Annotated in this window: 21 protein-coding genes; 9 read left to right on the plus strand and 12 right to left on the minus strand. The window is 66.0% G+C overall.

Annotated elements, in window-relative coordinates:
• The 3 genes from U0042_RS24145 to U0042_RS24155 all read left to right on the plus strand — a co-directional run bounded on the left by U0042_RS24145 (window position 1) and on the right by U0042_RS24155 (window position 2,010).
• Window positions 1-411: a group II truncated hemoglobin gene (locus U0042_RS24145; RefSeq protein WP_114813542.1), complete on the plus strand. Its 411-nt coding sequence runs from the start codon at window positions 1-3 to the stop codon at window positions 409-411.
• Window positions 412-626: 215 nt separating this feature from the next.
• On the plus strand, window positions 627-1,358 hold the full coding sequence (locus U0042_RS24150; protein WP_114813540.1) for an alanyl-tRNA editing protein: 732 nt from the start codon (window positions 627-629) through the stop codon (window positions 1,356-1,358).
• Window positions 1,359-1,395: 37 nt separating this feature from the next.
• A complete protein-coding gene (locus U0042_RS24155) occupies window positions 1,396-2,010 on the plus strand; it encodes a DUF924 family protein (protein ID WP_114813538.1) in 615 nt (204 codons plus the stop codon).
• Between the two features lie 116 nt (window positions 2,011-2,126).
• Here the strand turns inward: U0042_RS24155 and U0042_RS24160 are convergent, their stop codons facing one another.
• The 11 genes from U0042_RS24160 to U0042_RS24210 all read right to left on the minus strand — a co-directional run bounded on the left by U0042_RS24160 (window position 2,127) and on the right by U0042_RS24210 (window position 12,224).
• Window positions 2,127-4,148 carry an ArnT family glycosyltransferase gene (locus U0042_RS24160; RefSeq protein ID WP_232833490.1) on the minus strand — a complete coding sequence of 674 codons (2,022 nt, stop codon included), beginning with the start codon at window positions 4,146-4,148 and terminating at the stop codon, window positions 2,127-2,129.
• A 295-nt stretch (window positions 4,149-4,443) separates the two neighbouring features.
• Window positions 4,444-5,190 (minus strand): SDR family oxidoreductase, encoded by a 747-nt coding sequence (locus U0042_RS24165; RefSeq protein ID WP_114813536.1) that lies wholly within the window; start codon window positions 5,188-5,190, stop codon window positions 4,444-4,446.
• A 105-nt stretch (window positions 5,191-5,295) separates the two neighbouring features.
• Entirely contained in the window at window positions 5,296-5,880 is a 585-nt protein-coding gene (locus tag U0042_RS24170; RefSeq protein WP_114813534.1) for a TIGR00730 family Rossman fold protein, read from the minus strand.
• 67 nt (window positions 5,881-5,947) lie between these two features.
• Window positions 5,948-6,658 (minus strand): TetR/AcrR family transcriptional regulator, encoded by a 711-nt coding sequence (locus tag U0042_RS24175; RefSeq protein WP_114813532.1) that lies wholly within the window; start codon window positions 6,656-6,658, stop codon window positions 5,948-5,950.
• Window positions 6,659-6,815: 157 nt separating this feature from the next.
• Window positions 6,816-7,331 carry a diacylglycerol kinase gene (locus U0042_RS24180; RefSeq protein ID WP_327205070.1) on the minus strand — a complete coding sequence of 172 codons (516 nt, stop codon included), beginning with the start codon at window positions 7,329-7,331 and terminating at the stop codon, window positions 6,816-6,818.
• Window positions 7,332-7,585: 254 nt separating this feature from the next.
• A complete protein-coding gene (locus U0042_RS24185) occupies window positions 7,586-8,617 on the minus strand; it encodes a glycosyltransferase family 4 protein (protein ID WP_114813528.1) in 1,032 nt (343 codons plus the stop codon).
• A 77-nt stretch (window positions 8,618-8,694) separates the two neighbouring features.
• The gene (locus U0042_RS24190; RefSeq protein ID WP_114813526.1) at window positions 8,695-9,663 is read right to left on the minus strand and encodes a UDP-2,3-diacylglucosamine diphosphatase; all 969 of its coding nucleotides are present in this window, start codon (window positions 9,661-9,663) and stop codon (window positions 8,695-8,697) included.
• Between the two features lie 185 nt (window positions 9,664-9,848).
• Entirely contained in the window at window positions 9,849-10,322 is a 474-nt protein-coding gene (locus tag U0042_RS24195; protein WP_198665380.1) for an RDD family protein, read from the minus strand.
• Window positions 10,323-10,445: 123 nt separating this feature from the next.
• Window positions 10,446-11,219: a DUF3106 domain-containing protein gene (locus U0042_RS24200; protein ID WP_114813522.1), complete on the minus strand. Its 774-nt coding sequence runs from the start codon at window positions 11,217-11,219 to the stop codon at window positions 10,446-10,448.
• Between the two features lie 16 nt (window positions 11,220-11,235).
• Window positions 11,236-11,664 carry a DUF3619 family protein gene (locus U0042_RS24205; protein ID WP_114813521.1) on the minus strand — a complete coding sequence of 143 codons (429 nt, stop codon included), beginning with the start codon at window positions 11,662-11,664 and terminating at the stop codon, window positions 11,236-11,238.
• Window positions 11,661-12,224 carry an RNA polymerase sigma factor gene (locus U0042_RS24210; protein ID WP_114813519.1) on the minus strand — a complete coding sequence of 188 codons (564 nt, stop codon included), beginning with the start codon at window positions 12,222-12,224 and terminating at the stop codon, window positions 11,661-11,663. The genes U0042_RS24205 and U0042_RS24210 overlap by 4 nt, the downstream gene beginning before the upstream one ends.
• 373 nt (window positions 12,225-12,597) lie before the next feature.
• Here U0042_RS24210 and U0042_RS24215 point away from each other — a divergent pair, with 373 nt between their 5' ends.
• From U0042_RS24215 to U0042_RS24240, 6 genes are all read left to right on the plus strand, one after another.
• A complete protein-coding gene (locus U0042_RS24215; RefSeq protein ID WP_114813517.1) occupies window positions 12,598-14,361 on the plus strand; it encodes an acetolactate synthase 3 catalytic subunit in 1,764 nt (587 codons plus the stop codon).
• A gap of 169 nt (window positions 14,362-14,530) precedes the next feature.
• Window positions 14,531-15,022: an acetolactate synthase small subunit gene (gene ilvN / locus U0042_RS24220; protein ID WP_007588180.1), complete on the plus strand. Its 492-nt coding sequence runs from the start codon at window positions 14,531-14,533 to the stop codon at window positions 15,020-15,022.
• A gap of 69 nt (window positions 15,023-15,091) precedes the next feature.
• Window positions 15,092-16,108, plus strand: coding sequence for a ketol-acid reductoisomerase (ilvC, locus tag U0042_RS24225; protein ID WP_114813515.1), 1,017 nt, complete (start codon window positions 15,092-15,094; stop codon window positions 16,106-16,108).
• A gap of 184 nt (window positions 16,109-16,292) precedes the next feature.
• On the plus strand, window positions 16,293-16,931 hold the full coding sequence (locus tag U0042_RS24230) for a phosphatidylserine decarboxylase (RefSeq protein WP_114813513.1): 639 nt from the start codon (window positions 16,293-16,295) through the stop codon (window positions 16,929-16,931).
• A gap of 22 nt (window positions 16,932-16,953) precedes the next feature.
• Window positions 16,954-17,826 carry a CDP-diacylglycerol--serine O-phosphatidyltransferase gene (gene pssA / locus U0042_RS24235; RefSeq protein ID WP_114813510.1) on the plus strand — a complete coding sequence of 291 codons (873 nt, stop codon included), beginning with the start codon at window positions 16,954-16,956 and terminating at the stop codon, window positions 17,824-17,826.
• Between the two features lie 329 nt (window positions 17,827-18,155).
• Window positions 18,156-19,706 carry a 2-isopropylmalate synthase gene (locus U0042_RS24240; protein WP_114813508.1) on the plus strand — a complete coding sequence of 517 codons (1,551 nt, stop codon included), beginning with the start codon at window positions 18,156-18,158 and terminating at the stop codon, window positions 19,704-19,706.
• 100 nt (window positions 19,707-19,806) lie between these two features.
• On the opposite strand, the gene U0042_RS24245 is transcribed toward U0042_RS24240, so the two are convergent.
• Window positions 19,807-21,399, minus strand: a complete 1,593-nt coding sequence (locus U0042_RS24245; protein WP_114813506.1) for a SulP family inorganic anion transporter — start codon at window positions 21,397-21,399, stop codon at window positions 19,807-19,809.
• Window positions 21,400-21,421: the final 22 nt, after the last annotated feature.

Raw genomic sequence — 21,421 nt, forward strand, 5'->3', positions numbered from 1 at the left:
ATGACCGATCCGAACGACGAAGCGCCGACCCAACCCACGGCCTTCGAACTCGTGGGCGGCGAGACGCGCGTGCGCGAACTCGTCGACCGCTTCTACGACCTGATGGACCTCGAGCCCGACTTCGCGGGCCTGCGTGCGTTGCATCCGCCGACGCTGGAGGGCTCTCGCGACAAGCTCTTCTGGTTCCTGTGCGGCTGGCTGGGCGGCCCGGACCATTACATCAGCCGCTTCGGGCATCCGCGGCTGCGCGCGCGGCATCTGCCGTACGCCATCGCATCGGACGAGCGCGACCAGTGGCTGCGTTGCATGGCCTGGGCGATGGAGGACATCGGTTTGCCCGAACCGTTGCGCGAGCGTCTGCTGCATTCGTTTTTCGAGACCGCCGACTGGATGCGTAATCGTCCGGGGTGACGGCGTGACCCGAGGTTCGGGCCGGGGGCGCACGGCTTTCCCCGCAGCCGGCTGGCCTGTCCGTCGGACCAGTACAGTCCGGTGACAGTGGACCGCGAGGCGGCCTGTCTCGCGTGTGCAGGGCGCGGCAATAATGGCCGCTCGGCGTATCGCCGGCGCGGCGCGACACGCACCGGCCGCATCCAGCCAGCCCCGAACAACCTACAGGAGAGACCATGGCCACGAAGGCGCTCTTTCGCGACGACGCTTATCTGACCCAATGCGACGCGCTGATCACCGCGGTCGACGAGCAGGGCATTCATCTCGACCAGACGGTGTTCTATCCGCTGGGCGGCGGCCAGGCGGGCGACACGGGCGCGCTTGTGCTCGAAGACGGCACGCGCATCGCGATTGCGGACACGCGCAAGGCGAAATTCGAAGGCGCCACGCCGGACGACGCTGTCCACGTTCCCGCGCCCGACCAGGAGGCGCTGCTCGCGCGCCTGCGCGCCGGCGAACGCGTGCGGGCGGAGATCGACTGGGCGCGCCGTTACCGCCACATGCGCCTGCACACGGCGAGCCATCTGATGTGCGCGGTGCTGCCGTATCCCGTGGACGGTTGCAGCATCACGGCGGACTACGCGCGGCTCGACTTCGCGACCGTGGAGCCGATCGAACGCGACACGGTGGAGGCGCGGCTGGGCGAACTGGTGGAAGGCTCGCATGCGGTTGCCACGGTCTGGATCACCGACGACGAAATGCAGCAGCGTCCCGAACTCGTGCGCACGATGAGCGTGAAGCCGCCCATGGGGCTTGGCCGCGTGCGGCTGTTGCGCATCGAAGACGTGGACCTTCAGCCCTGCGGCGGCACCCACGTGCGCAACACGAGCGAAATCGGCGCGCTGCGCGTGGCGAAGCTCGAAAAGAAGAGCGCGCGCACGCGGCGGCTCGTGCTGGAGTTCGCATGAGCGTGTGGGACGTGGCGGGAGCGATCGGAGCAGCGACGTGAGCAGCGACTGGAACCGCGATTACGCCGCGCTCGATTCCCGCGCGAAAGCCGTGCTCGACTTCTGGTTCGGCGAGCCGGATTCGCCCGGCTACGGCACGAGGAGAAAGATCTGGTTCGCTCGCGATGACGCCTTCGACGCCGACCTCCGCGATCGCTTTGGTGAACTGATCATGTTGGGCCGCGAAGGCGCACTCGATGCGTGGACCGCCACGACGCCCGGCGCGCTCGCACTCGTGATCGTGCTCGACCAGTTTTCGCGCAACTGCCATCGCGGCACGCCGCACGCGTTCGCGGGCGACCTCAAAGCGCTCGCCGTCGCAAAACAGATCGTGGCGAGCGGCGCAGACCGTCTGCTGCCCAGCGTCCATCACCGCGCGTTTGCGTATCTGCCGTTCGAGCACGACGAGTCTGCCGGGAGTCAGCGCGAATCGCTGCGGCTCTTTCGCGCGCTCGCCGACGAACCGGACGGCGAGGACTACTACCGCTACGCGGTGCTACACGCGCGGGTGATCGAGCGCTTCGGCCGCTACCCGCATCGCAATGCGGTGCTCAACCGGCTCACCACGCAGGAGGAAGAGGCGTTCCTGCGGGAGCCCGGCTCTTCGTTCTAGACGTTCACGCGTTGGAGACCGGTGGCCCGCGTCGTGGTGCCTGCGAGCCGGCGCGGGTTCACACCCGCTTTCAGACGCACCTGCAGGCCCGACTCCATGTACGGCTCACGCGAAATTCAATCGAGCGGCGGCATCGTGTCGGGCGTGCGCACGAACACGCGCAGCAACTCGTCCGTGTCGCCGGGGCGTGCGCCCGACCAGAACAGCTGCCAGTCGTCGCCGGGCGAGCGTGCGGCGTTGCGGCGGCTCTCCACGATGAGCCAGGTGCACTCGGTGGTCGCCGGGTCGGCGGGCACGTGCTCGATGCCCGCGAAGTAATAGAGCATGGGCGCTTCGGATTCACCGAGTCCGCTGCTCGCCATGCAGTCGCCCTCGTTCCACTCCACGGCGAGATGCGCCGAGAGGTCTTCGAACACTGAGCGGTAGCTCTTCGCTTCGTCGAGCCACGGCAGCAGCAGCGTGCTCACGAGTCCCCACGCCGCGGTCGCGCCAAGGCACCAGCTGAGCGCGCCGCGCCAGCGGCCGCTGTGCTTGAGCGCGGGCAGCAGCCACAGCCAGCCTGCGGTCAGCGCGATGGCCGCAACGACGAGCGCCGGCCGCACCGGCATCGTCCAGTCGAGCGGTAGCCAGCGGCCGAGTCGCGCGAGGGTAGCGTGCGTGCCGACGGGGCCCGTCATCGTCGACCAGATGATCCACGCGAGCAGCACGAGGGCGCCGAACAACACGCGGCCCGCCATGTCCCAGGCCACGGCGAGACGCTGCGGCAGTCGGCGGATGCCGTCGGCCGCGAGCACCGCGAGCGCCGGCATGAACGGCAGGATGTAGAGCACGCGCACGGTGGCCGACGTCTGCAGCACGGCCAGGCCGATGCCGGCGAAGAGCGCGGGCAGCGCGACCTGGGGCTCGCGCCAACGCCGCCACGTGCCTGTCGCCAGCGCGACGAAGGCGAGCGGGCCGGCCGGGAAGCCCGCCGTGAGCACGGCGCGCAGGGCGAACAGATGTCCGTCGTTTTCCGAGCCGAGTTCGGGCACCGAAAAGCCGAGGAAGCGGCCGACGTTGTTGTCCCAGAACCAGACCTTGAAGAGCGCCTCGGAGCGCAGATAGAAACAGACCGGCCAGATCAGCGCGAACGGCGCGCACACCAGCGCGGCCACGGCGAGCGAGCGCATGAACGCGCGGCTGCGGCAGGCCGGATAGAGCACGAGTACGCCGCAGACTGTGGCGCCGAACACGAGCGGCAGGAACAGTCCCTTGGTCATCAGCGTGATACCGACGCCTGCGCCGAGCAGCGCGGCGGGCACGCGTGTGTTCGTTTGCGCGTTGGTCGAGTTGCGCGGCGGCGCTGTGCCCGTGTCGCCGTGTGCCGGTACGTGGCTCGCCAGATGCGCGGTCACCAGCTCGTAGAGCCCGCAGAGACCCATCGCGGCGCCGGCCATCAACGCGACGTCGGTCATCATGTCGTGAACGTGCTTGATGACGACGAAGCTGCCCGCAAAGAGCGCGAGCGTGCCGATCACGCGCAGATCGAGCCAGCGCGCGGCGCCGGTCGCGCGCTTCGCGAGGCGTGCCGTGAAATAGAGGGCGAGTGCGGCGAACAGCGCGCTGGCGAGCCGCGCGGCGTCGTGCAGCGGCAAGTATCGGCCGAGGCCCCACGCGAGTCCGGCCGCGACCCAGTCGTAAAGCGGCGGCTTTTCGACGAAAGGCTGGCCCGCGTTGGTCGGCACGACGAGGTCGCCCGTCTCCAGCATGTGCTGGATGATGCCGAACGTGTACGTCTCATCCTGCTTCCACGGGTCGTGGCCCAGCGTGCCGGGCAACAGCCACGCGCAGACGAGCGCGATGGCCACGAGCCAGATCAGCCGACGCGACCATGCGAGCGCTCGCGTACCGGAAGCGGGCGCGAGGGGCGGGCCGAGCGGATCGGCGGGAACAGGCGCGACGGCTTCGCCTTGCGAAAGGTGCGCAGTCGATTGAACGAGGGGTGCCGTGCCTTCGGCGGAGTGCGCGGCGGAAGACGCTGCGCCGGCCGTGACGGCAAGACCGGTTGTGGCGAGTCCCGATGCCGGCGAGCCGGCATCCGGTGTCCCCGTTGCCGGCCCTCCCACAAGCGCGGCGGCGGGGTGATTCGGTTGACGCATCTAAAGATCTCACTCGTGCGCCTCGCTGCTTTGGCGAGGCGCTGTGTGCATAGGGTCTTGTCCGCCGGTGGTGTGCGTGTGGCGCGCAGGTCCGTGCCGCATAGCGGATAAGCTGTCCCGCGATTCTATAGATGGATTATTACAGCGGGTTACGAAAAGAGAGGGGCAGTTGTAATCGAGCGGCGGCGGGAAGGCCGATCAGGCGGGATGCGATGGGCGCGGGCGGCGACCCGCGCCAGATCGCGCGCCTGGGCGAGGCGCGGCATGAAAGCCTGAGGAGCGGCGCGGTCGTGCGTCAGCGCCCGGCGCTGACGTCGAGCAGAGCGCCCGTCACGTAGGAAGCGGCGTCGCTGAGCAGCCAGACGATGGCCTCGGCCACTTCCTCGGCGGTGCCCGGCCGGCCCAGCGGCGTCTGCGCGCCGAGCACGGCGGCGCGGTCGGGGCGGCCGCCGCTCGCGTGAATGTCGGTATCGATCAGGCCGGGCCGCACGGCGTTGACGCGCACGCCCTGCGGGCCGAGTTCCTTTGCAAGGCCGATGGTCATGGTGTCGACGGCGCCTTTCGATCCCGCGTAATCGACGTATTCGTTCGGCGAGCCGAGGCGCGCCGCAGCCGACGACACGTTGACGATGGCGCCGCCGTCGCCGCCGCGGTCCTTCGACATGCGGCGCGCTGCTTCGCGCGCGCAGAGGTAGGCGCCGTAGACGTTGACGTCGAACATGCGCCGCAGGCGCTCCGCGCTCATGTCGGCGAGCGGCAGCGACGGCGCGACGATGCCCGCGTTGTTGACGAGCGCATCGATGCGGCCGAACGCTTTTTCAAGCGTATCGAACATGGCGTCGACGTCGGCTTCGTTCGCCACGTCGCCGTGTATCACGCGGGCGTGGCCCCCGGCGCGGCCGACTTCGGCGGCCACTTCCTGGGCCGCGGCCTCGTTGTGGGCGTAATTGACGCCGACGGTCCAGCCTCCCGCGCCGAGCAGCCTTGCCGTGGCGCGGCCGATGCCGCGGCTGGCTCCCGTGATCAGAACGACTTTCGACATGGCGGCCTCCAGGGGTTCGAGGTTCGCGACTTCATTTCACCCGGTGGGTTAGCGCGCAGAAGCGTTCGGACGGCTTCGAACGGCGCCAGGCAGCTTCAAACGGATTCAAACTGCTTCGCGCGCCGTCGTCCATTTGTCGGCGACGGGCGGCTGGTAGCGCTGCAGTTTTGCGATGAGCGCGCGCGGATCGGCCTCCACCTGCAGGATGTCGAGCCAGTTCTGCCGCATGAAGCCTTCCTGCACGGTGTGACGGAGCAACGCTATCAGCGGGTCGTAGAACCCCTGAATGTTGAGAAGCGCCACCGGCTTCTGGTGATAGCCGAGTTGCGCCCACGTGAACACCTCGAAGAGTTCCTCGAGCGTGCCGGCGCCGCCGGGCAGCGCAACGAAGGCGTCGGCGAAGTCGGCCATCATCTTCTTGCGCTGGTGCATGTCGGGCACGACGTGCAGTTCGGAAAGGCCCGTGTGGCCCACTTCCTTGTTGATGAGCAGCTCCGGAATCACGCCGATGGCGCGTCCGCCCCGGGCCAGCACTTCGTCGGCGATGGCGCCCATCAGGCCGACCTTGCCGCCGCCGTAGACGAGCGCCAGATCCGCTTCCACGAGCGCGCGGCCGAACGCCTGCGCGGCTTCCCGATAATCGCTCCTCACGCCGAATGAGGAGCCGCAATAGACACAAACCGACTTCATTGCCGAACGTTCCTGTTTTCGTTGCCGTCGAGCAGGCGGCCCGCAGCAGCGGCCGTGCCCAGGGGGGTCATGCGCCGCCGGCCGCGTTTTCGCGTGGCGGCAGATAGTCGTAGAACTCGCGCCGCGGCAGACGTCCCGAAACGAGGTCGTCGAAAATCTGGCGCGAGCGGCCGCGCAGGTACGGCGCCATCAGCGACACGATCTGCACGCTCACCTGGTGCAGCTCGGCGCGGATCGCTTCCTGATCGTTGTACTTGCGCGGGTTCATCACGAACTGGTACGAGAGCCAGTAGGTGCCGATGAGCCCGATGTTGGTTGCGATGACGTTGATCTCGTCGGGCGTGGCGACCATCTCGCCGTCCGAGACCAGTTGCTCGCAGAACTGGCCCGCGAAGCGCACCTTGTGGCTGATGATCTGCTTGAAGTGCATCTCCAGCGTGCGGTTGCGCGCGAGCAGGTCGTTGAGGTCGCGGTACAGAAAGCGGTAGCGCCAGGTGAAGTCCACCATGTACTGCAGGTACGACCACATTTCGTCGATGGTGACCCGATGGTCGTCGGGAAAGCGCAGCCGCTTTTCGATCTCCTGCTCGAACTGGCTGAAGATGCTGTTGATGATGTCGTCTTTGTTGCGGAAGTGGTAGTACAGGTTGCCTGGACTGATCTCCATTTCCTCGGCGATCGTCGTCGTGGTGACGTTCGGTTCACCGATCTCGTTGAAGAGTTTCAGAGAGAGCTCGAGAATCCGCTCACGGGTGCGGCGGGGAGGTTTGGCTTCCATGTCGTCCGGCCCTGGTTTTTGCCGGGCAGGCGCGCGGCGGCGTGCCGTTCGCGCGGGGTTCGCCCGGACACGGTTGGTCTTTTTTAAGACTATCGTTCGATTATAAACCGACCATTTCCCGCCGAAGCTCAGGGTTCCCACGCAGTGGGGCAGATGTCTAGTGCAGCGCCGCGAGCCAGCGTGAGAGCAGCGGGCCGACCAGTGGCGCGAGCAGCAGCACCCATGTCATTACGCAGACGAATAGCGCCACCATCACGGCGGCGCTGCCCAGATCCTTGGCGCGCCGCGACAGCTCGTGACGCTCCAGAGAAATGCGATCGATGGCTGCTTCCAGGCTCGAATTGAGCAGCTCGACGATCAGCACCAGCAGCACGGAGCCGAGCAGCAGCACGCGCGCGACCGGCTCGACGGGCACCAGCAGCCCGATGGGCAGCAGAATCGCGGCGAGCGTGAGTTCCTGGCGAAACGCGCTTTCCACGCGGATGGCCACGCGAAAGCCGGCCAGCGAGTTCTTGAGCGCGTGCCAGGCGCGCGTCACGCCGCGGTTGCCCTTGTACGGGTTGAACGGCAGCGGGGCGAGCGGATCGTCGGGGCCGAGCGGCTCGTGCATCTCGGCGTGGTCCGCGTGGTGAGCCTCTACGCGGTGGGTGGAGCGAACGGGGGAGGGGCGCATGGTCTGCCGCGAGGGCGCGTGCTCGTGGTCGGGTTGCCCAGCATGATACGCGCCGGACTCGCCGCCATTCGTCTCGCCGCGCGGCACGGCCGGGTCGCGCCGCACGGCGGGGCCGGCCGGAGCGCCGGCCGCCGCATCGGCAGCGTCCGGTGCCCCGCTTTCCCGCTCCTCGCTTGCGGAAGAAGGCGTGGGAGAAAGCACAGGAGAAAGTCGTCGCATGGTAGAGGAGAGGGCGGCAGGAGCGGAACCGCGGCTTACGCGGTGGCGCTTTGCTCCTCGACGGTCGCGCGCGGCAGCGGTTTCAGGTGTGCCGCGAACTGTGCCGACGCGGCGCTCCAGGAGAACCGCTCGGCCCAGGCGCGCGCCACGTTGCGATCGATCTTTAGCGCTTCGAGGCAGGCTTCGCGCAGGTCTTCGTTCATGGCGCCCGCGCCGCCGTCGCCCAGCACGTCGATCGGGCCCGTCACCGGGTAGGCCGCGACCGGTGTGCCGCACGCGAGCGCTTCGAGTAGCACGAGGCCGAAGGTGTCGGTGCGGCTCGGGAACACGAACACGTCGGCGGCCGCGTAGACCTTTGCGAGTTCAGCCTGGCTCAGCACGCCGAGGTAGTTCGCCTGCGGGTAGCGCGACTTCAGTTCGCCGAGCGCCGGACCCTCGCCCGCCACCCACTTCGAGCCCGGCAGATCAAGCTTGAGAAACGCTTCCACGTTTTTTTCGACGGCGACGCGTCCCACGTAGAGGAAGATCGGCCGCGCCGTGTTGAGCACCTTCGACTCCATCTGATGAAAGATGTCGAGGTCGACGCCGCGCGTCCACAGCACCACGTTCGTGAAGCCGAATTTTTCGAGGTCGGCCTTGACGACCGGCGTGGGCGCCATCACGGCAAGCGACGGCTTGTGGAACCAGTGCAGGAACCGGTAGGTGGCCGCGAGCGGAATGCCGAAGCGGGCCTGCACGTACTCGGGAAAGCGCGTGTGGTACGCGGTCGTGAACGGCAGCCGATGCGTGATCGCGTAGCGGCGCGCTGCGAGGCCGAGCGGACCTTCGGTCGCGATGTGCAGCGCGTCGGGTGCGAAGTCGTCGATGCGACGGTGCAGCTTGCGCTTCGGGAACAGCGACAGGCGGATTTCCGGGTAGGTCGGGCACGGCACCGTGCGGAACTCCAGCGGCGTGACGATCTCCACGCGGTGGCCGAGCGCGGTGAGCTCGCGCGTCGTGTTCTTCAGCGTGCGCACGACGCCGTTGACCTGCGGCTCCCATGCGTCCGTCACGATCATTATCTTCATCGTTATCTGGCCCTCTCGAGTGTCTTGCGCGTGCTGCGCCGGTGGTGGCTGCTGCGGATGCCCGTGGGGCGTGTGCGTCATGCCGCGGCCCTGGCCTTGCCGGCTTTCGCCGGTACGCCTTGCGGGCTGCGCATGACGGTCCAGTAGATGACCTTCAGTTCGCCCTCGAAGGTCTCGACGAGCGCAGAAAGGCTCTCTACCCAGTCGCCGTCGTTGCAATAGAGCACGCCGTCGATGTCGCGGATCTCGGCCTTGTGGATGTGGCCGCACACCACGCCGTCGCAGCCGCGGCGGCGGGCTTCCTCGGTCATCACGCGCTCGAACGACGAGATGAAGTTCACGGCGTTCTTCACCTGGTGTTTCAGGTACTGCGAGAGCGACCAGTACTGGAAGCCGAGCCGGCTGCGGATGCGGTTGAACCAGCGGTTGAGCACGAGGATCAGCGTGTAGAGCGTGTCGCCCAGGTAGGCGAGCCACTTCGCGTGCTGGATCACGCCGTCGAAGAGGTCGCCGTGCACGATCCACAGGCGCTGGCCCGCGATCGTCGTGTGGAATGCTTCGCCACGCACGTGGATGTCGCCGAACGCGAGATCGCAGAACTGCCGCGCGCCCTCGTCGTGATTGCCGGGGATGTAGACCACGTGCGTGCCCTTGCGCGCCTTGCGCAGGATCTTCTGCACCACGTCGTTGTGCGCCTGCGGCCAGTACCAGCCCTTCTTCAACTGCCAGCCGTCAATGATGTCGCCCACGAGGTAGAGGTATTCCGACTCGTTGTGGCGCAGGAAGTCGAGCAGGTAGGGCGCCTGACAGCCGTTCGAGCCTAGATGGATGTCGGAGAGCCAGATGGTGCGGTAACGGTGCGACGCGGGATGGTCGTCGTCGTGATGCGGGGCATCCGGTGCGCCTTGTTGCGTGAGCGGGTGTGCAAGCGGCGGCTGGGGCGGCAAGGGCAGGGAGCCTGCCGGCGCGCCTGGCGTGAAGGCGACGGGTTCGCCACCCTGGCCGGTCTGACGGAAAAAGGAACTCACGGACGTCTTCGTGGCCATGGCTCGCGCGGCGTGTTTCGGTATGCGAATTCGGCCACGCGCGCGTGACCGAGCCGTGACAGTCACGAGAATTTCTTATTACGCCTCGGGGCGGGCATGTTTGCGCGGCAGGGCGAGCGAGGTGGTCATGCGTGTGTCGTCGTCGAACGGATCGAGCCGCTCGTGGCACAACGACGACAAGGCGCTCAGCGTGCGACGGTGACGATGCGCGTGCCGGCCAGACGATCGTGCAGGAACTGGCGGCTCGCGCCGATGCGGCCCGTTGCGGCCCACAGCACGAACCAGAGTGCGGCGATCAGGAGGGTGTGCGGCAACGTGAGGCCGACCGCGGGATGCAGCGCAAGCGGCGGCAGGAACCACAGCAGCGCAAGCAGATAACGCGCGACGGCGCGCGGCACGGAGACCGGCGCGTTTCCGGGGCCCACGACGCGCAGGCGCCACGTTTTCATCGGTAGCGTCTGGCCGCCGTGCGTCCAGAACCAGACGAAGTAGATGCCGACGACGAGCCCGATCCACGCGGCGAGCAGGTTGTGATGCGTAAGGCCGTTGCGTTGCTGCGTGAGCGTGCTGAACAGATAGCCGGCGAAGAAGACCACGCCGAAGAGGATCATCGCCTCGTAGAGGAGCGCCGCGAGGCGGCGGCGCACGGTGGGGGGCAGCGCGCCGGCGGCGACGTCCTGCGGCGAAAGCGGTTCGGTAGTGGTGCCCGGGGAACCGGCGGCGTTGGATGGGAGCGGGCCAGGCACGATGGCGGGTCGATCAGGTCGGAGCGTGACGCACGCTCAGGAACCGTTGAACACCGACGGCGCTTCGGAGGGCGAGACGGGCACCGGCGTCGGCGGCAGGCTGCTGCTCGACGGCAGCGGCATGGCCGGCGCGGCGGGCAATGCGCTCGCCGCCTGCGAGGTCGCGGCGGCCGGTATGGCGCCGGGCTGCACGGCACTCGCGCCCGCGGCATGCTCGCGGGCATTCAGCAACCGGTTGATGCCGCGGATTTCGCTCTTGCCGCTCGGCGGGGCGCTCACGACGGTCGGCCGCCGCTTGCGTTCGGTCGCGGCGAGCCGTTCCTTCTGTTCCTCCGAGAGGGCCTGATACGCCTTCCAGGCGTTCTGTCGCGCCTGGGGCGGCAACTCCTTCGATACCTGGTAGTTTTCGCGCGCGACGCGCCGCTGCTCAGGCGTCATGCGGACCCACTCGGTCATGCGCTCCTGAAGCCTCTTTTGTGCCTCCGGCGACATCTTCGCGTAACGGGAGGCAATCTTGAGCCATTTGCGCTTGCGCTCTTCGCTGAAGCGATCCCATTCGCCGGCGAATGGCGCGAGCGCGGTGTGCTGCGCCTCGGAAAGGCGCGCCCACGAGAGGGGGCTGGTGCTGGCGTTGAGCGGCGGAAAGTCGACTGTAAGCGACGGCTCGCCCGCCGCGCCGGCCTTGACCGGCGTGCTGGCAGCCGGCGCGGTGGCTGCGCCCGGATGGAACCGTGGGTAAGTTGCGGCGAACGACACGAGCGCCGCGATCACGCACCCGAAGACTACGGCGAGGCCGCGCTTGTAACTCACCCGATCGGTCCCCCGGTTAGCGTGCGCGCGAAAGATAGGCGTTGAAACCGTGGTCGAGATATGCGTTGAGCGGCAGGTCGTCGCTCAGCATGGCGGCGTCGATGTCCGCGAGTTCGGCCGTGCGCTGGTAGTCCTCCCAGTACGCAATGGCAACGAGACCGACGACGAGCGCGACGAGCGGCCACGCAAAGGCGAAGCGGCGCAGCCGCGAACGCTGGCGCGGCGCCACCGGAGCCGCCATGGCGCCGGGCATGCCGGCCGCGACGAGCACGGGCGCAACGACGCGCACCTCGGCCGGCTCGGCTTTCTTGCGGGCGAGGGCGGCGCGGCGGGCCGCGGCGAGGCGATCGACAGTAACGGGCGGGATGCTGGCGGCGTTTTCGTCGAGCGCACGGCGCAGCTGCCGCGCAAACTCGAGTTCTTTAGTTTCGAGAGCGGAGCTCATAGCGTGATTCCTTTGGCCTTGAGCGCCTGCGCCAGCGTGTGGGTGGCCCGCGAGCAGTGCGTCTTTACGCTACCCTCGGAGCAGCCCATGGCGGCGGCAGTCTCGGCGACATCCATATCTTCCCAGTAACGCATCAGAAACGCCTCCCGTTGACGTGCCGGCAGTTTCTGGATTTCCTCGTCGATCAGCTTCAGCACCTGCTCGCGTTCGAGCTGCTGTTCGCCGCTCTCCGCGCCGGCCGGGCTGCCTTCGGCCTCGAATGTTTCCAGCGGATCGAATTCCTCGTCCTCGGCGTTGCCGAGCGAGGAAAAGAGTGTCACCCACGTATTGCGAACTTTTTGCCGACGGAAAAAGTCGTGTGTCGCATTCTGGAGAATACGCTGAAACAAAAGCGGCAGTTCGGCCGGGGGACGGTCGCCGTATTTTTCGGCGAGCTTGATCATCGCGTCCTGCACGATGTCGAGTGCCGCGTCGTCGTCCCGCACGGCGTAGACCGTCTGCTTGAACGCGCGCCTTTCGACGCCCGCCAGAAAATCGGCGAGTTCCTTGTCTGATGCCATCCGCTGAAGGTCGGCGCAGCCAGCGTGCGCGTAATCGTTCGAAAAATGTCGTAAAACCCGCGGATGCTAGCAAATTTTCGCGCCCTCCGGGGGACAGACGGGCGCATTGCGTGTCGCCGTCGCGCTTCCGGCGGCGGACTTCATGGGCTTCGCCCGGCATAAACGGCGCCAGGTGCCCGAGTAAAGGAAGGATTTACTTGACCGCGCACGCGCCAGCAGATATCGTCGCTGGTTCGCAACATAAGTGACTTGTCTCAATTGAGGCGTGGCCCACAAAGCTCGCCTGTCAACTGGACGCGCCGCTTGAACCCGAGCCACAAGCCCGGCAGAGAGCACCCGATCAATTTTTTGCCGAAAATTTGAAAGGTGAATAATGAATATGCCCAGCGCGGAATTCTCCACGTCGGATACCTCTACTCCCCCTGAAACCGGCTCTATCGGCGCCACCGTGCTCATGAAGGCACTGGCCGACGAAGACGTCGAATTCGTGTGGGGCTATCCCGGCGGCTCGGTACTCTACATCTACGACGAACTCTACAAGCAGGACAAGGTCCAGCACGTCCTCGTGCGCCACGAGCAGGCCGCGGTCCACGCCGCGGACGCCTATGCGCGCTCCACAGGCAAGGTCGGCGTGTGCCTCGTGACCTCGGGTCCGGGTGTCACCAATGCCGTGACCGGCATTGCCACGGCCTACATGGACTCGATCCCGCTCGTCATCATCAGCGGCCAGGTGCCGACTTCCGCCATCGGTCAGGATGCCTTCCAGGAGTGCGATACGGTCGGCATCACGCGTCCCTGCGTGAAGCACAACTTCCTCGTGAAGGACGTGCGCGACCTGGCCGCAACCGTGAAGAAGGCGTTCTACATTGCGCGCACGGGTCGGCCGGGTCCGGTGCTGATCGACATCCCCAAAGACGTGTCGAAGACGCCCTGCGCCTACGAGCCCGTCAAGACCGTTTCGCTGCGCTCGTACAACCCGGTTACCAAGGGCCACTCGGGGCAGATCCGCAAAGCCGTGGCGCTGCTGCTTTCGGCAAAGCGCCCGTATATCTACACGGGCGGCGGCATCATCCTCGCCGACGCATCGCGCGAACTCAACCAGTTCGCGGATCTGCTCGGTTATCCCGTCACGAACACGCTGATGGGACTCGGCGGCTATCGCGCCAACGACCGCAAGTTCCTCGGCATGCTCGGCATGCACGGCACTTACGAAGCGAACATGGCCATGCAGCACTGCGACGTGCTGATCGCCATCGGCGCGCGGTTCGACGATCGTGTGATCGGCGACCCGGCCCACTTCGCGTCGCGTCCGCGCAAGATCATTCACATCGACATCGACCCTTCGTCCATTTCGAAGCGCGTGAAGGTGGACATTCCGATCGTCGGCGACGTGAAGGAAGTGCTGAAGGAGTTGATCGAGCAGCTCCAGCACGCCGAGCACGGTCCGGACACCGAGGCGCTCGCCGCCTGGTGGAAGGACATCGAAAGCTGGCGCGAAAAGAACTGCCTCAAGTACGACCGCGCAAGCGAGATCATCAAGCCGCAGTACGTGGTCGAAAAACTCTGGGAGCTCACCGACGGCAACGCCTTTGTCTGTTCCGACGTGGGCCAGCACCAGATGTGGGCCGCGCAGTTCTACCGCTTCAACAAGCCGCGCCGCTGGATCAATTCGGGCGGCCTCGGCACGATGGGCTTCGGCCTGCCCGCGGCGATGGGCGTGAAGATGGCGCATCCGGACGAGGAAGTGGTCTGCATTACGGGCGAAGGCTCCATCCAGATGTGCATCCAGGAGCTGTCCACCTGCAAGCAGTACGACACGCCGGTCAAGATCATTTCGCTCAACAACCGCTATCTGGGCATGGTGCGCCAGTGGCAGCAGATCGAGTACAGCAAGCGCTATTCGCATTCCTACATGGACGCGCTGCCGGACTTCGTGAAGCTCGCCGAGGCGTATGGCCATGTCGGCATGCGCATTGAAAAAAGTTCGGAAGTGGAGCCGGCGCTGAAGGAAGCGCTGCGTCTCAAGGACCGCACGGTATTTCTCGATTTCCAGACCGATCCGACCGAAAACGTCTGGCCGATGGTTCAGGCGGGCAAGGGCATCACCGAGATGCTGCTTGGCGCGGAGGATCTGTAGCGGCAGCGGGCGGCAAGTCTCTAGCCTCGTGCCGGCCCTGCCGCGCACGCCTTCACGAAAGGCGAAAGCGCGGGCAGCGGCGGCACCGCTGCGGTGCGCGCCATGTCGAGCGCTCGATGAAGCGCGAGGCGCGCAACTCGACTAACTGGAAAACGAAGCGGGAAACACCATGCGACACATCATTTCCGTTCTGCTGGAAAACGAGCCGGGCGCGCTTTCGCGCGTGGTCGGTCTCTTTTCGGCACGCGGCTACAACATCGAAACCTTGACGGTGGCGCCGACCGAAGACCGTTCGCTGTCGCGCATGACCATCGTTTCCATTGGCTCGGACGACGTGATCGAACAGATCACGAAGCATCTGAACCGCCTGATCGAGGTGGTGAAAGTGGTCGACCTGACCGAGGGCGCCCACATCGAACGCGAGCTGATGCTGATCAAGGTAAGGGCGGTCGGCAAGGAAAGGGAGGAGATGAAGCGGATGTCGGATATCTTCCGCGGCCGCATCATCGACGTCACCGAGAAGACCTATACGATCGAGCTGACGGGCGCGAGCGAGAAGCTCGACGCGTTCATCGAAGGGCTCGACGCCACCGCGATTCTCGAGACGGTCCGCACGGGCGGCTCGGGCATCGGGCGCGGCGAGCGCATTCTGAAGGTGTGATGCGCCGGGCTCGCACCAGACAATCAACCGGTTTTTTTTGAATACCCTGAATATCGTCAAGGAACAGACATGAAAGTTTTCTACGACAAGGACGCCGACCTCTCCCTCATCAAAGGCAAGCAGGTCACGATCATCGGCTATGGCTCGCAAGGCCATGCGCACGCGCTGAACCTCAAGGAAAGCGGCGTGCACGTCACGGTCGGCCTGCGCCGCAACGGCGCATCGTGGAGCAAGGCGGAAAACGCCGGCCTCACGGTGAAGGAAGTGGCCGAAGCGGTGAAGGGCGCCGACGTCGTGATGATGCTGCTGCCCGACGAGCAGATCGCCGAGGTCTACAAGAACGAAGTGCACGCCAACATCAAGCAGAACGCGGCGCTCGCCTTTGCACACGGCTTCAACGTGCACTACGGCCAGGTGATTCCGCGCGCCGACCTCGACGTGATCATGATCGCGCCGAAGGCCCCGGGCCACACCGTGCGCGGCACCTACACGCAAGGCGGCGGCGTGCCGCACCTGATCGCCGTGGCGCAGGACAAGTCGGGCGCGGCGCGCGACATCGCGCTTTCGTACGCGGCAGCGAACGGCGGCGGCCGTGCCGGCATCATCGAAACGAACTTCCGCGAAGAAACGGAAACCGACCTGTTCGGCGAACAGGCCGTGCTGTGCGGCGGTACCGTGGAGCTCATCAAGGCCGGCTTCGAAACGCTGGTCGAAGCGGGCTACGCGCCGGAAATGGCGTACTTCGAGTGCCTGCACGAACTGAAGCTGATCGTCGACCTGATCTACGAAGGCGGCATCGCGAACATGAACTACTCGATCTCGAACAACGCCGAATATGGCGAGTACGTGACGGGTCCGCGCGTCGTCACCGAAGAAACCAAGAAGGTGATGAAGGATGTGCTGAAGGACATCCAGACGGGCGAGTACGCGAAGAGCTTCATCCTCGAAAACCGCGCCGGCGCGCCGACGCTGCAATCGCGTCGCCGCATCATGGCCGAGCATCAGATCGAGCAGGTGGGCAGCAAGCTGCGCGCGATGATGCCGTGGATCGCGAAGAACAAGCTGGTCGACCAGTCGAAGAACTAAGCCGGCCGCATGTGGGCGAAGCGGGCGGTTCGGCGGGACGGTTGCAGGTCCAGTCCGCTGCCCGTTTGCCCGGCATCGCGCGCACGCATGTGAAGCGCATGAAGTACCCGGAAGCCGCCCAGGTGTGCAGTACCCTGGGCGGCTTTTGCTATCCTACGGTTTTACAAAAATACCGAAGCCATCAATGAATTACCCTCATCCGATCATCGCGCGCGAAGGCTGGCCGTTCATCGCCATCGCCGCCGTCGTTGCGTTGTTGATCCACGCCGTTGCGGGGCTGGGCCTCGCATGGCCGTTCTGGTTGCTGCTCATTTTCGTCGTCCAGTTTTTCCGCGATCCGCCGCGCCCCATTCCGCAGCAGGCGAACGCCGTGCTGTGCCCGGCCGACGGGCGCATCGTCGCCGTCGAAACGGCACACGACCCCTATGCCAATCGTGAGGCGCTGAAGATCAGCGTGTTCATGAACGTCTTCAACGTGCACTCGCAGCGCTCGCCTGTGGACGGCGTTGTCTCCAAAGTCGAGTACTTTCCGGGCGCGTATCTGAACGCGGCGGTCGACAAGGCGTCGCTCGAGAACGAACGCAACGCGCTCGTGATCGACATGGCCAGCGGACATACGGTGACGGCGGTGCAGATCGCTGGCCTGATCGCGCGCCGCATTCTGTGCTACGTGCGTGCGGGCGAACCGCTCACGCGCGGTCAGCGTTACGGCTTCATCCGCTTCGGCTCGCGCGTGGACGTGTACCTGCCGATGGGAAGTCGGCCGCGCGTGTCGATCGGCGAGAAGGTCTTCGCGTCGTCGACCATTCTGGCCGAGCTCTAACGCGGCATAGGGAGGTTCTTCGATGGCCGCATTCAAACGCCGACCCCGCAACAGCGGCGGCGCACCTCTGCCGCGTTCCTTTCGCCGCAACAAGAGCGTGCAGGAAACGGTCGCGGTGGACGCGGGCCGCCGGGCCGCGCGTCAGCAGTTCCTGAGAAAGCGCGGCATCTACCTGCTGCCCAACGCGTTCACCACGGCCGCGCTGTTCTGCGGCTTCTTCGCCGTCGTGCAGGCGATGAACGTGCGCTTCGAGGTGGCGGCCATTGCGATCTTCGTCGCGATGGTGCTGGACGGCATGGACGGTCGCGTTGCCCGCATGACGCACACGCAGAGCGCCTTCGGCGAACAGTTCGACAGCCTTTCCGACATGGTGTCGTTCGGCGTGGCGCCGGCGCTCGTGATGTACGAGTGGATTCTCAAGGACCTCGGACGGTGGGGGTGGCTCGCCGCGTTCGTCTACTGTTCCGGCGCGGCGCTGCGGCTTGCGCGCTTCAACACGAACATCGGCGTGGTCGACAAGCGCTTTTTCCAGGGCATGCCGAGCCCGGCCGCCGCCGCGCTCATTGCCGGCTTCGTCTGGCTGGCCACCGACAACCGCGTGCCGCTCAAGCTGGGCTGGCTGCCGTGGGTGGCATTCGCGCTCACGGTCTACGCCGGCGTCACGATGGTGTCGAACGCGCCGTTCTACAGCGGCAAGGCACTCGACGTGAGGCACCGCGTGCCGTTCGCGGCCACCTTGCTGGTGGTGGTGGCGTTCGTGCTGGTGTCGTCGGACCCGCCGCTGATGCTGTTCGGTCTCTTCGTGCTGTACGGCTTTTCCGGCTACGTGTTCTGGGCATACCAGACGCTGCGCGGCCGCACCAACCCGGCGCGCTCGCTGCCTCGCGAGCGCTGAGTTACACGCGTCGGCAGAGCTTCTCGCGGCCCGGCGACAGACGTATGCCGGGCCGTTTTTTCGGTGCTCGGACTCCCCTCGGACCGGTGCCGGCGCCAATTGCGCGTTTGGCTGAATCCCGCTATAGTCGCCCGCATGGTGACCTTCAAGTTCCCCCTCCTTTCCCTTCTAGCCGGCGCGCCGCTACGCGTGCTAGCGCTAGCGCGCCTGCCGCGCTGATCGTTTTCGCCCCCCGTCTGCCCGTACGTTGTCAGCGTCGCCAGCGGTGGCGCAAACAACCGTATTCCGTACTCCCTTTCCGTTCCTGAGCGAATTCCTGGAGACCCAAGATGGCAGACAAGCTGATTATTTTCGATACGACGTTGCGTGACGGCGAGCAGTCGCCCGGCGCGTCGATGACGAAGGAAGAAAAAGTCCGTATCGCGAGGCAGCTCGAACGCATGCGCGTGGACGTGATCGAAGCGGGCTTCGCCGCGAGTTCGAACGGTGACTTCGATGCCATTCACACGATCGCGTCGATGGTAAAGGAAAGCACGGTGTGCTCGCTCGCCCGTGCGAACGACAAGGACATCCAGCGCGCGGCCGACGCGCTCGCCCCTGCAAACCGCTTCCGCATCCACACGTTCATCGCCACTTCGCCGCTGCACATGGAGAAGAAGCTGCGCATGACCCCGGAGCAGGTCTACGAGCAGGCGCGGCTCGCCGTGCGCTTCGCGCGCAAGTTTACCGACGACGTCGAGTTTTCGCCCGAAGACGGCAGCCGCTCGGACATGGACTTCCTGTGCCGCGTGCTCGAAGCGGTGATCGCCGAAGGCGCCACGACGATCAACATCGCGGACACAGTCGGCTACGGCGTGCCCGAGCTGTACGGCAATCTCGTGAAGACGCTGCGCGAACGCATTCCGAATTCGGACAAGGCGATCTTCTCGGTGCACTGTCACAACGACCTCGGCATGGCCGTGGCGAACTCGCTGGCCGGCGTGAAGATCGGCGGCGCGCGTCAGGTGGAATGCACGATTAACGGACTTGGCGAACGCGCAGGCAACACCTCGCTCGAAGAAGTCGTGATGGCCGTGAAGACGCGCAAGGATTACTTCACGCTCGACGTCGGTATCGATACGACGCAGATCGTGCCGGCCTCGAAGCTCGTCTCGCAGATCACGGGCTTCGTGGTTCAGCCGAACAAGGCGGTGGTGGGCGCCAACGCGTTTGCGCACGCCTCGGGCATTCACCAGGACGGCGTGCTGAAGGCGCGCGACACCTACGAGATCATGCGTGCGGAAGACGTGGGCTGGAGCGCGAACAAGATCGTGCTCGGCAAGCTGTCGGGCCGCAACGCGTTCAAGCAGCGTCTCCAGGAACTGGGCATCACGCTCGACAGCGAAACCGATCTCAACAACGCATTCGCGCGCTTCAAGGAACTGGCCGACCGCAAGGCCGAAATCTTCGACGAAGACATCATCGCGATCGTTAGCGAAGAGTCGGCTGAGGCGCAGGAAAAGGAGCACTACAAGTTCATCTCGCTCGCGCAGCATTCGGAGACAGGCGAGCGGCCGCACGCGCGCATCGTGTTCACGGTGAACGGCAAGGAAACTACCGCCGAGGCGAACGGCAACGGCCCCGTCGACGCCACCCTCAACGCGATCGAAACCGAAGTGGGCAGCGGCTCCGAGCTCATGCTGTATTCGGTGAATGCCATCACGACCGGCACACAGGCGCAGGGCGAAGTGACCGTGCGACTCTCGAAGGCCGGGCGCATCGTGAACGGCGTGGGCACGGATCCGGATATCGTCGCGGCTTCCGCGAAGGCCTACATCTCGGCACTCAACAAGCTGCATGCCGATACGGACAAGCTCAATCCGCAGAGCGGCGGCATCTGAGGTACCGCTTGCGTGGCGAGGACGCCCACCCGCGTTCTCGTCACGTTCCTCCTTACGCATCTCACGCGGCCGCTTGCAGTTTCAGCGGCCGCTTTCTATTTCAGCGTCCGCCTGTCTGCTGCGCGAGCCCACGGTTCCAGCTCCAGCCGCGCGTCGCGGTGGGCAGCACCGGCGTCGCGTGACGCATCTCGACGGCGATCGCGCGTCCCGGCGCTTCCTCGATGAAGCGGTCGAGCAGTTCGCGTACGTCGTGGTCGATGAAGTCGGCGCGTGTCGTATCGACGATCACTGTCGCGCGGTCCGGAATGCGCGCGAGCATCTGCTTGAGCGGCACCTTGCCGAGAAACGAGACGTCCTTGCGAAACGACAGCAGGAAATGATCGTCGTGCTGCGCGAGCGCGATGGGCCGATGCAGATTCGCCCACAGCGCGAGCGCGACGCTGCATGCCACGCCCAGCAGGATGCCCATCAGCAGGTCGGTGGCCAGCACGCCGGCCACCGTTGCGACGAACGGCACGAACGGCGCCACACCTTGCTTCGCCATGGCGACGAACAACGACGGCTTCGCGAGCTTGAGGCCCGTGAAGATCAGAATCGCCGCGAGGCAGGCGAGCGGAATCAGGTTGATGACATCGGTGAGCGCGAACAGGCTCACGAGCAGCAGCACGCCGTGAAAGATCGCGGACAGACGGCTCTGCGCGCCGGCGTGCACGTTGGCGGAACTGCGCACGATGACCGACGTGATGGGCAGCCCGCCGATGGCGCCCGCGACCAGGTTGCCGATGCCTTGAGCCTTCAGCTCACGATCAGGCGGCGCAGGGCGGCGTTGCGGATCGATCTGCTCCACGGCTTCGAGGCTCAACAGCGATTCGAGGCTCGCGACGACGGCCAGCGTGATGGCCACGATCCATACGTCGGGGTCGGCGAGACGGGCGAAGCCCGGACCGAAGTCGATGAAGCTGAGCGCGTTGCCCAGCGCCGCAAACGACGCGAGTTCGGGCAGCGCGACGCGATGCTCCACGGGCAGCGCGAACGAAGGGCCGAGCGCTTCGGCCGCGAGCGTCGCCGCAATGCCGAGCACCACGACGGCGAGCGGCGCTGGAACAAGCCGCACGAGCTTGAAGCGGCGCAGCGCACGCGTTTCCCAGCCTGCAAGCAGCGCGAGCGACAACACCGCAACGGCGCACGCCATGGGCGAGATGGAGCCGAACGGCGTTGCGATAGCGCCAGCTTGCGCGACGGCAGATGCCGCGTCGCCTCCGGTACCTGACGCGAGCCCGAACGCGAGCGGCAATTGCTTGATGACGAGCAGCAGCCCGATGGCGGCGAGCATCCCTTTGATGACGGGCGACGGCACATAGGCCGCGAGCCGCCCGGCCTTGAGCATGCCGAACGCGAACTGGATCACGCCCGACAGCAGCACGGCGACGAGAAATGCGGAAAAGCTGCCGAGGCGCGCGATGCCGTCGAGCACGATGACGACGAGGCCGGCGGCCGGTCCGCTCACGCTCAGTCGCGAACCGCTCAGCGCAGCCACGACGAGTCCGCCGACGATGCCCGACACGAGTCCGGCGAAGGGCTCGGCGCCCGAGGCTTTGGCGATGCCGAGACAGAGCGGCAGCGCGACGAGGAACACGACAGTGCCGGCGGCAAGGTCGCGCGGTAGCGAAGATAGATAGTCTTTCGAGGTCATGGCGAAATGGGGCGTGAAAGGT

Origin of the sequence: Paraburkholderia kururiensis, from assembly GCF_034424375.1 — a bacterium.
Lineage (GTDB): Bacteria > Pseudomonadota > Gammaproteobacteria > Burkholderiales > Burkholderiaceae > Paraburkholderia > Paraburkholderia kururiensis_A.

Bases quoted from the DNA above. Each gene is read 5' to 3' on its own strand.
- U0042_RS24145 (WP_114813542.1), top strand. From the start codon at position 1: ATGACCGATCCGAACGACGAAGCGCCGACCCAACCCACGGCCTTCGAA.
- U0042_RS24150 (WP_114813540.1), top strand. From the start codon at position 627: ATGGCCACGAAGGCGCTCTTTCGCGACGACGCTTATCTGACCCAATGC.
- U0042_RS24160 (WP_232833490.1), bottom strand. From the start codon at position 4,148: ATGCGTCAACCGAATCACCCCGCCGCCGCGCTTGTGGGAGGGCCGGCA.
- U0042_RS24165 (WP_114813536.1), bottom strand. From the start codon at position 5,190: ATGTCGAAAGTCGTTCTGATCACGGGAGCCAGCCGCGGCATCGGCCGC.
- U0042_RS24170 (WP_114813534.1), bottom strand. From the start codon at position 5,880: ATGAAGTCGGTTTGTGTCTATTGCGGCTCCTCATTCGGCGTGAGGAGC.
- U0042_RS24175 (WP_114813532.1), bottom strand. From the start codon at position 6,658: ATGGAAGCCAAACCTCCCCGCCGCACCCGTGAGCGGATTCTCGAGCTC.
- U0042_RS24180 (WP_327205070.1), bottom strand. From the start codon at position 7,331: ATGCGCCCCTCCCCCGTTCGCTCCACCCACCGCGTAGAGGCTCACCAC.
- U0042_RS24185 (WP_114813528.1), bottom strand. From the start codon at position 8,617: ATGAAGATAATGATCGTGACGGACGCATGGGAGCCGCAGGTCAACGGC.
- U0042_RS24190 (WP_114813526.1), bottom strand. From the start codon at position 9,663: ATGGCCACGAAGACGTCCGTGAGTTCCTTTTTCCGTCAGACCGGCCAG.
- U0042_RS24205 (WP_114813521.1), bottom strand. From the start codon at position 11,664: ATGAGCTCCGCTCTCGAAACTAAAGAACTCGAGTTTGCGCGGCAGCTG.
- U0042_RS24210 (WP_114813519.1), bottom strand. From the start codon at position 12,224: ATGGCATCAGACAAGGAACTCGCCGATTTTCTGGCGGGCGTCGAAAGG.
- U0042_RS24215 (WP_114813517.1), top strand. From the start codon at position 12,598: ATGAATATGCCCAGCGCGGAATTCTCCACGTCGGATACCTCTACTCCC.
- ilvN (WP_007588180.1), top strand. From the start codon at position 14,531: ATGCGACACATCATTTCCGTTCTGCTGGAAAACGAGCCGGGCGCGCTT.
- ilvC (WP_114813515.1), top strand. From the start codon at position 15,092: ATGAAAGTTTTCTACGACAAGGACGCCGACCTCTCCCTCATCAAAGGC.
- U0042_RS24230 (WP_114813513.1), top strand. From the start codon at position 16,293: ATGAATTACCCTCATCCGATCATCGCGCGCGAAGGCTGGCCGTTCATC.
- pssA (WP_114813510.1), top strand. From the start codon at position 16,954: ATGGCCGCATTCAAACGCCGACCCCGCAACAGCGGCGGCGCACCTCTG.
- U0042_RS24240 (WP_114813508.1), top strand. From the start codon at position 18,156: ATGGCAGACAAGCTGATTATTTTCGATACGACGTTGCGTGACGGCGAG.
- U0042_RS24245 (WP_114813506.1), bottom strand. From the start codon at position 21,399: ATGACCTCGAAAGACTATCTATCTTCGCTACCGCGCGACCTTGCCGCC.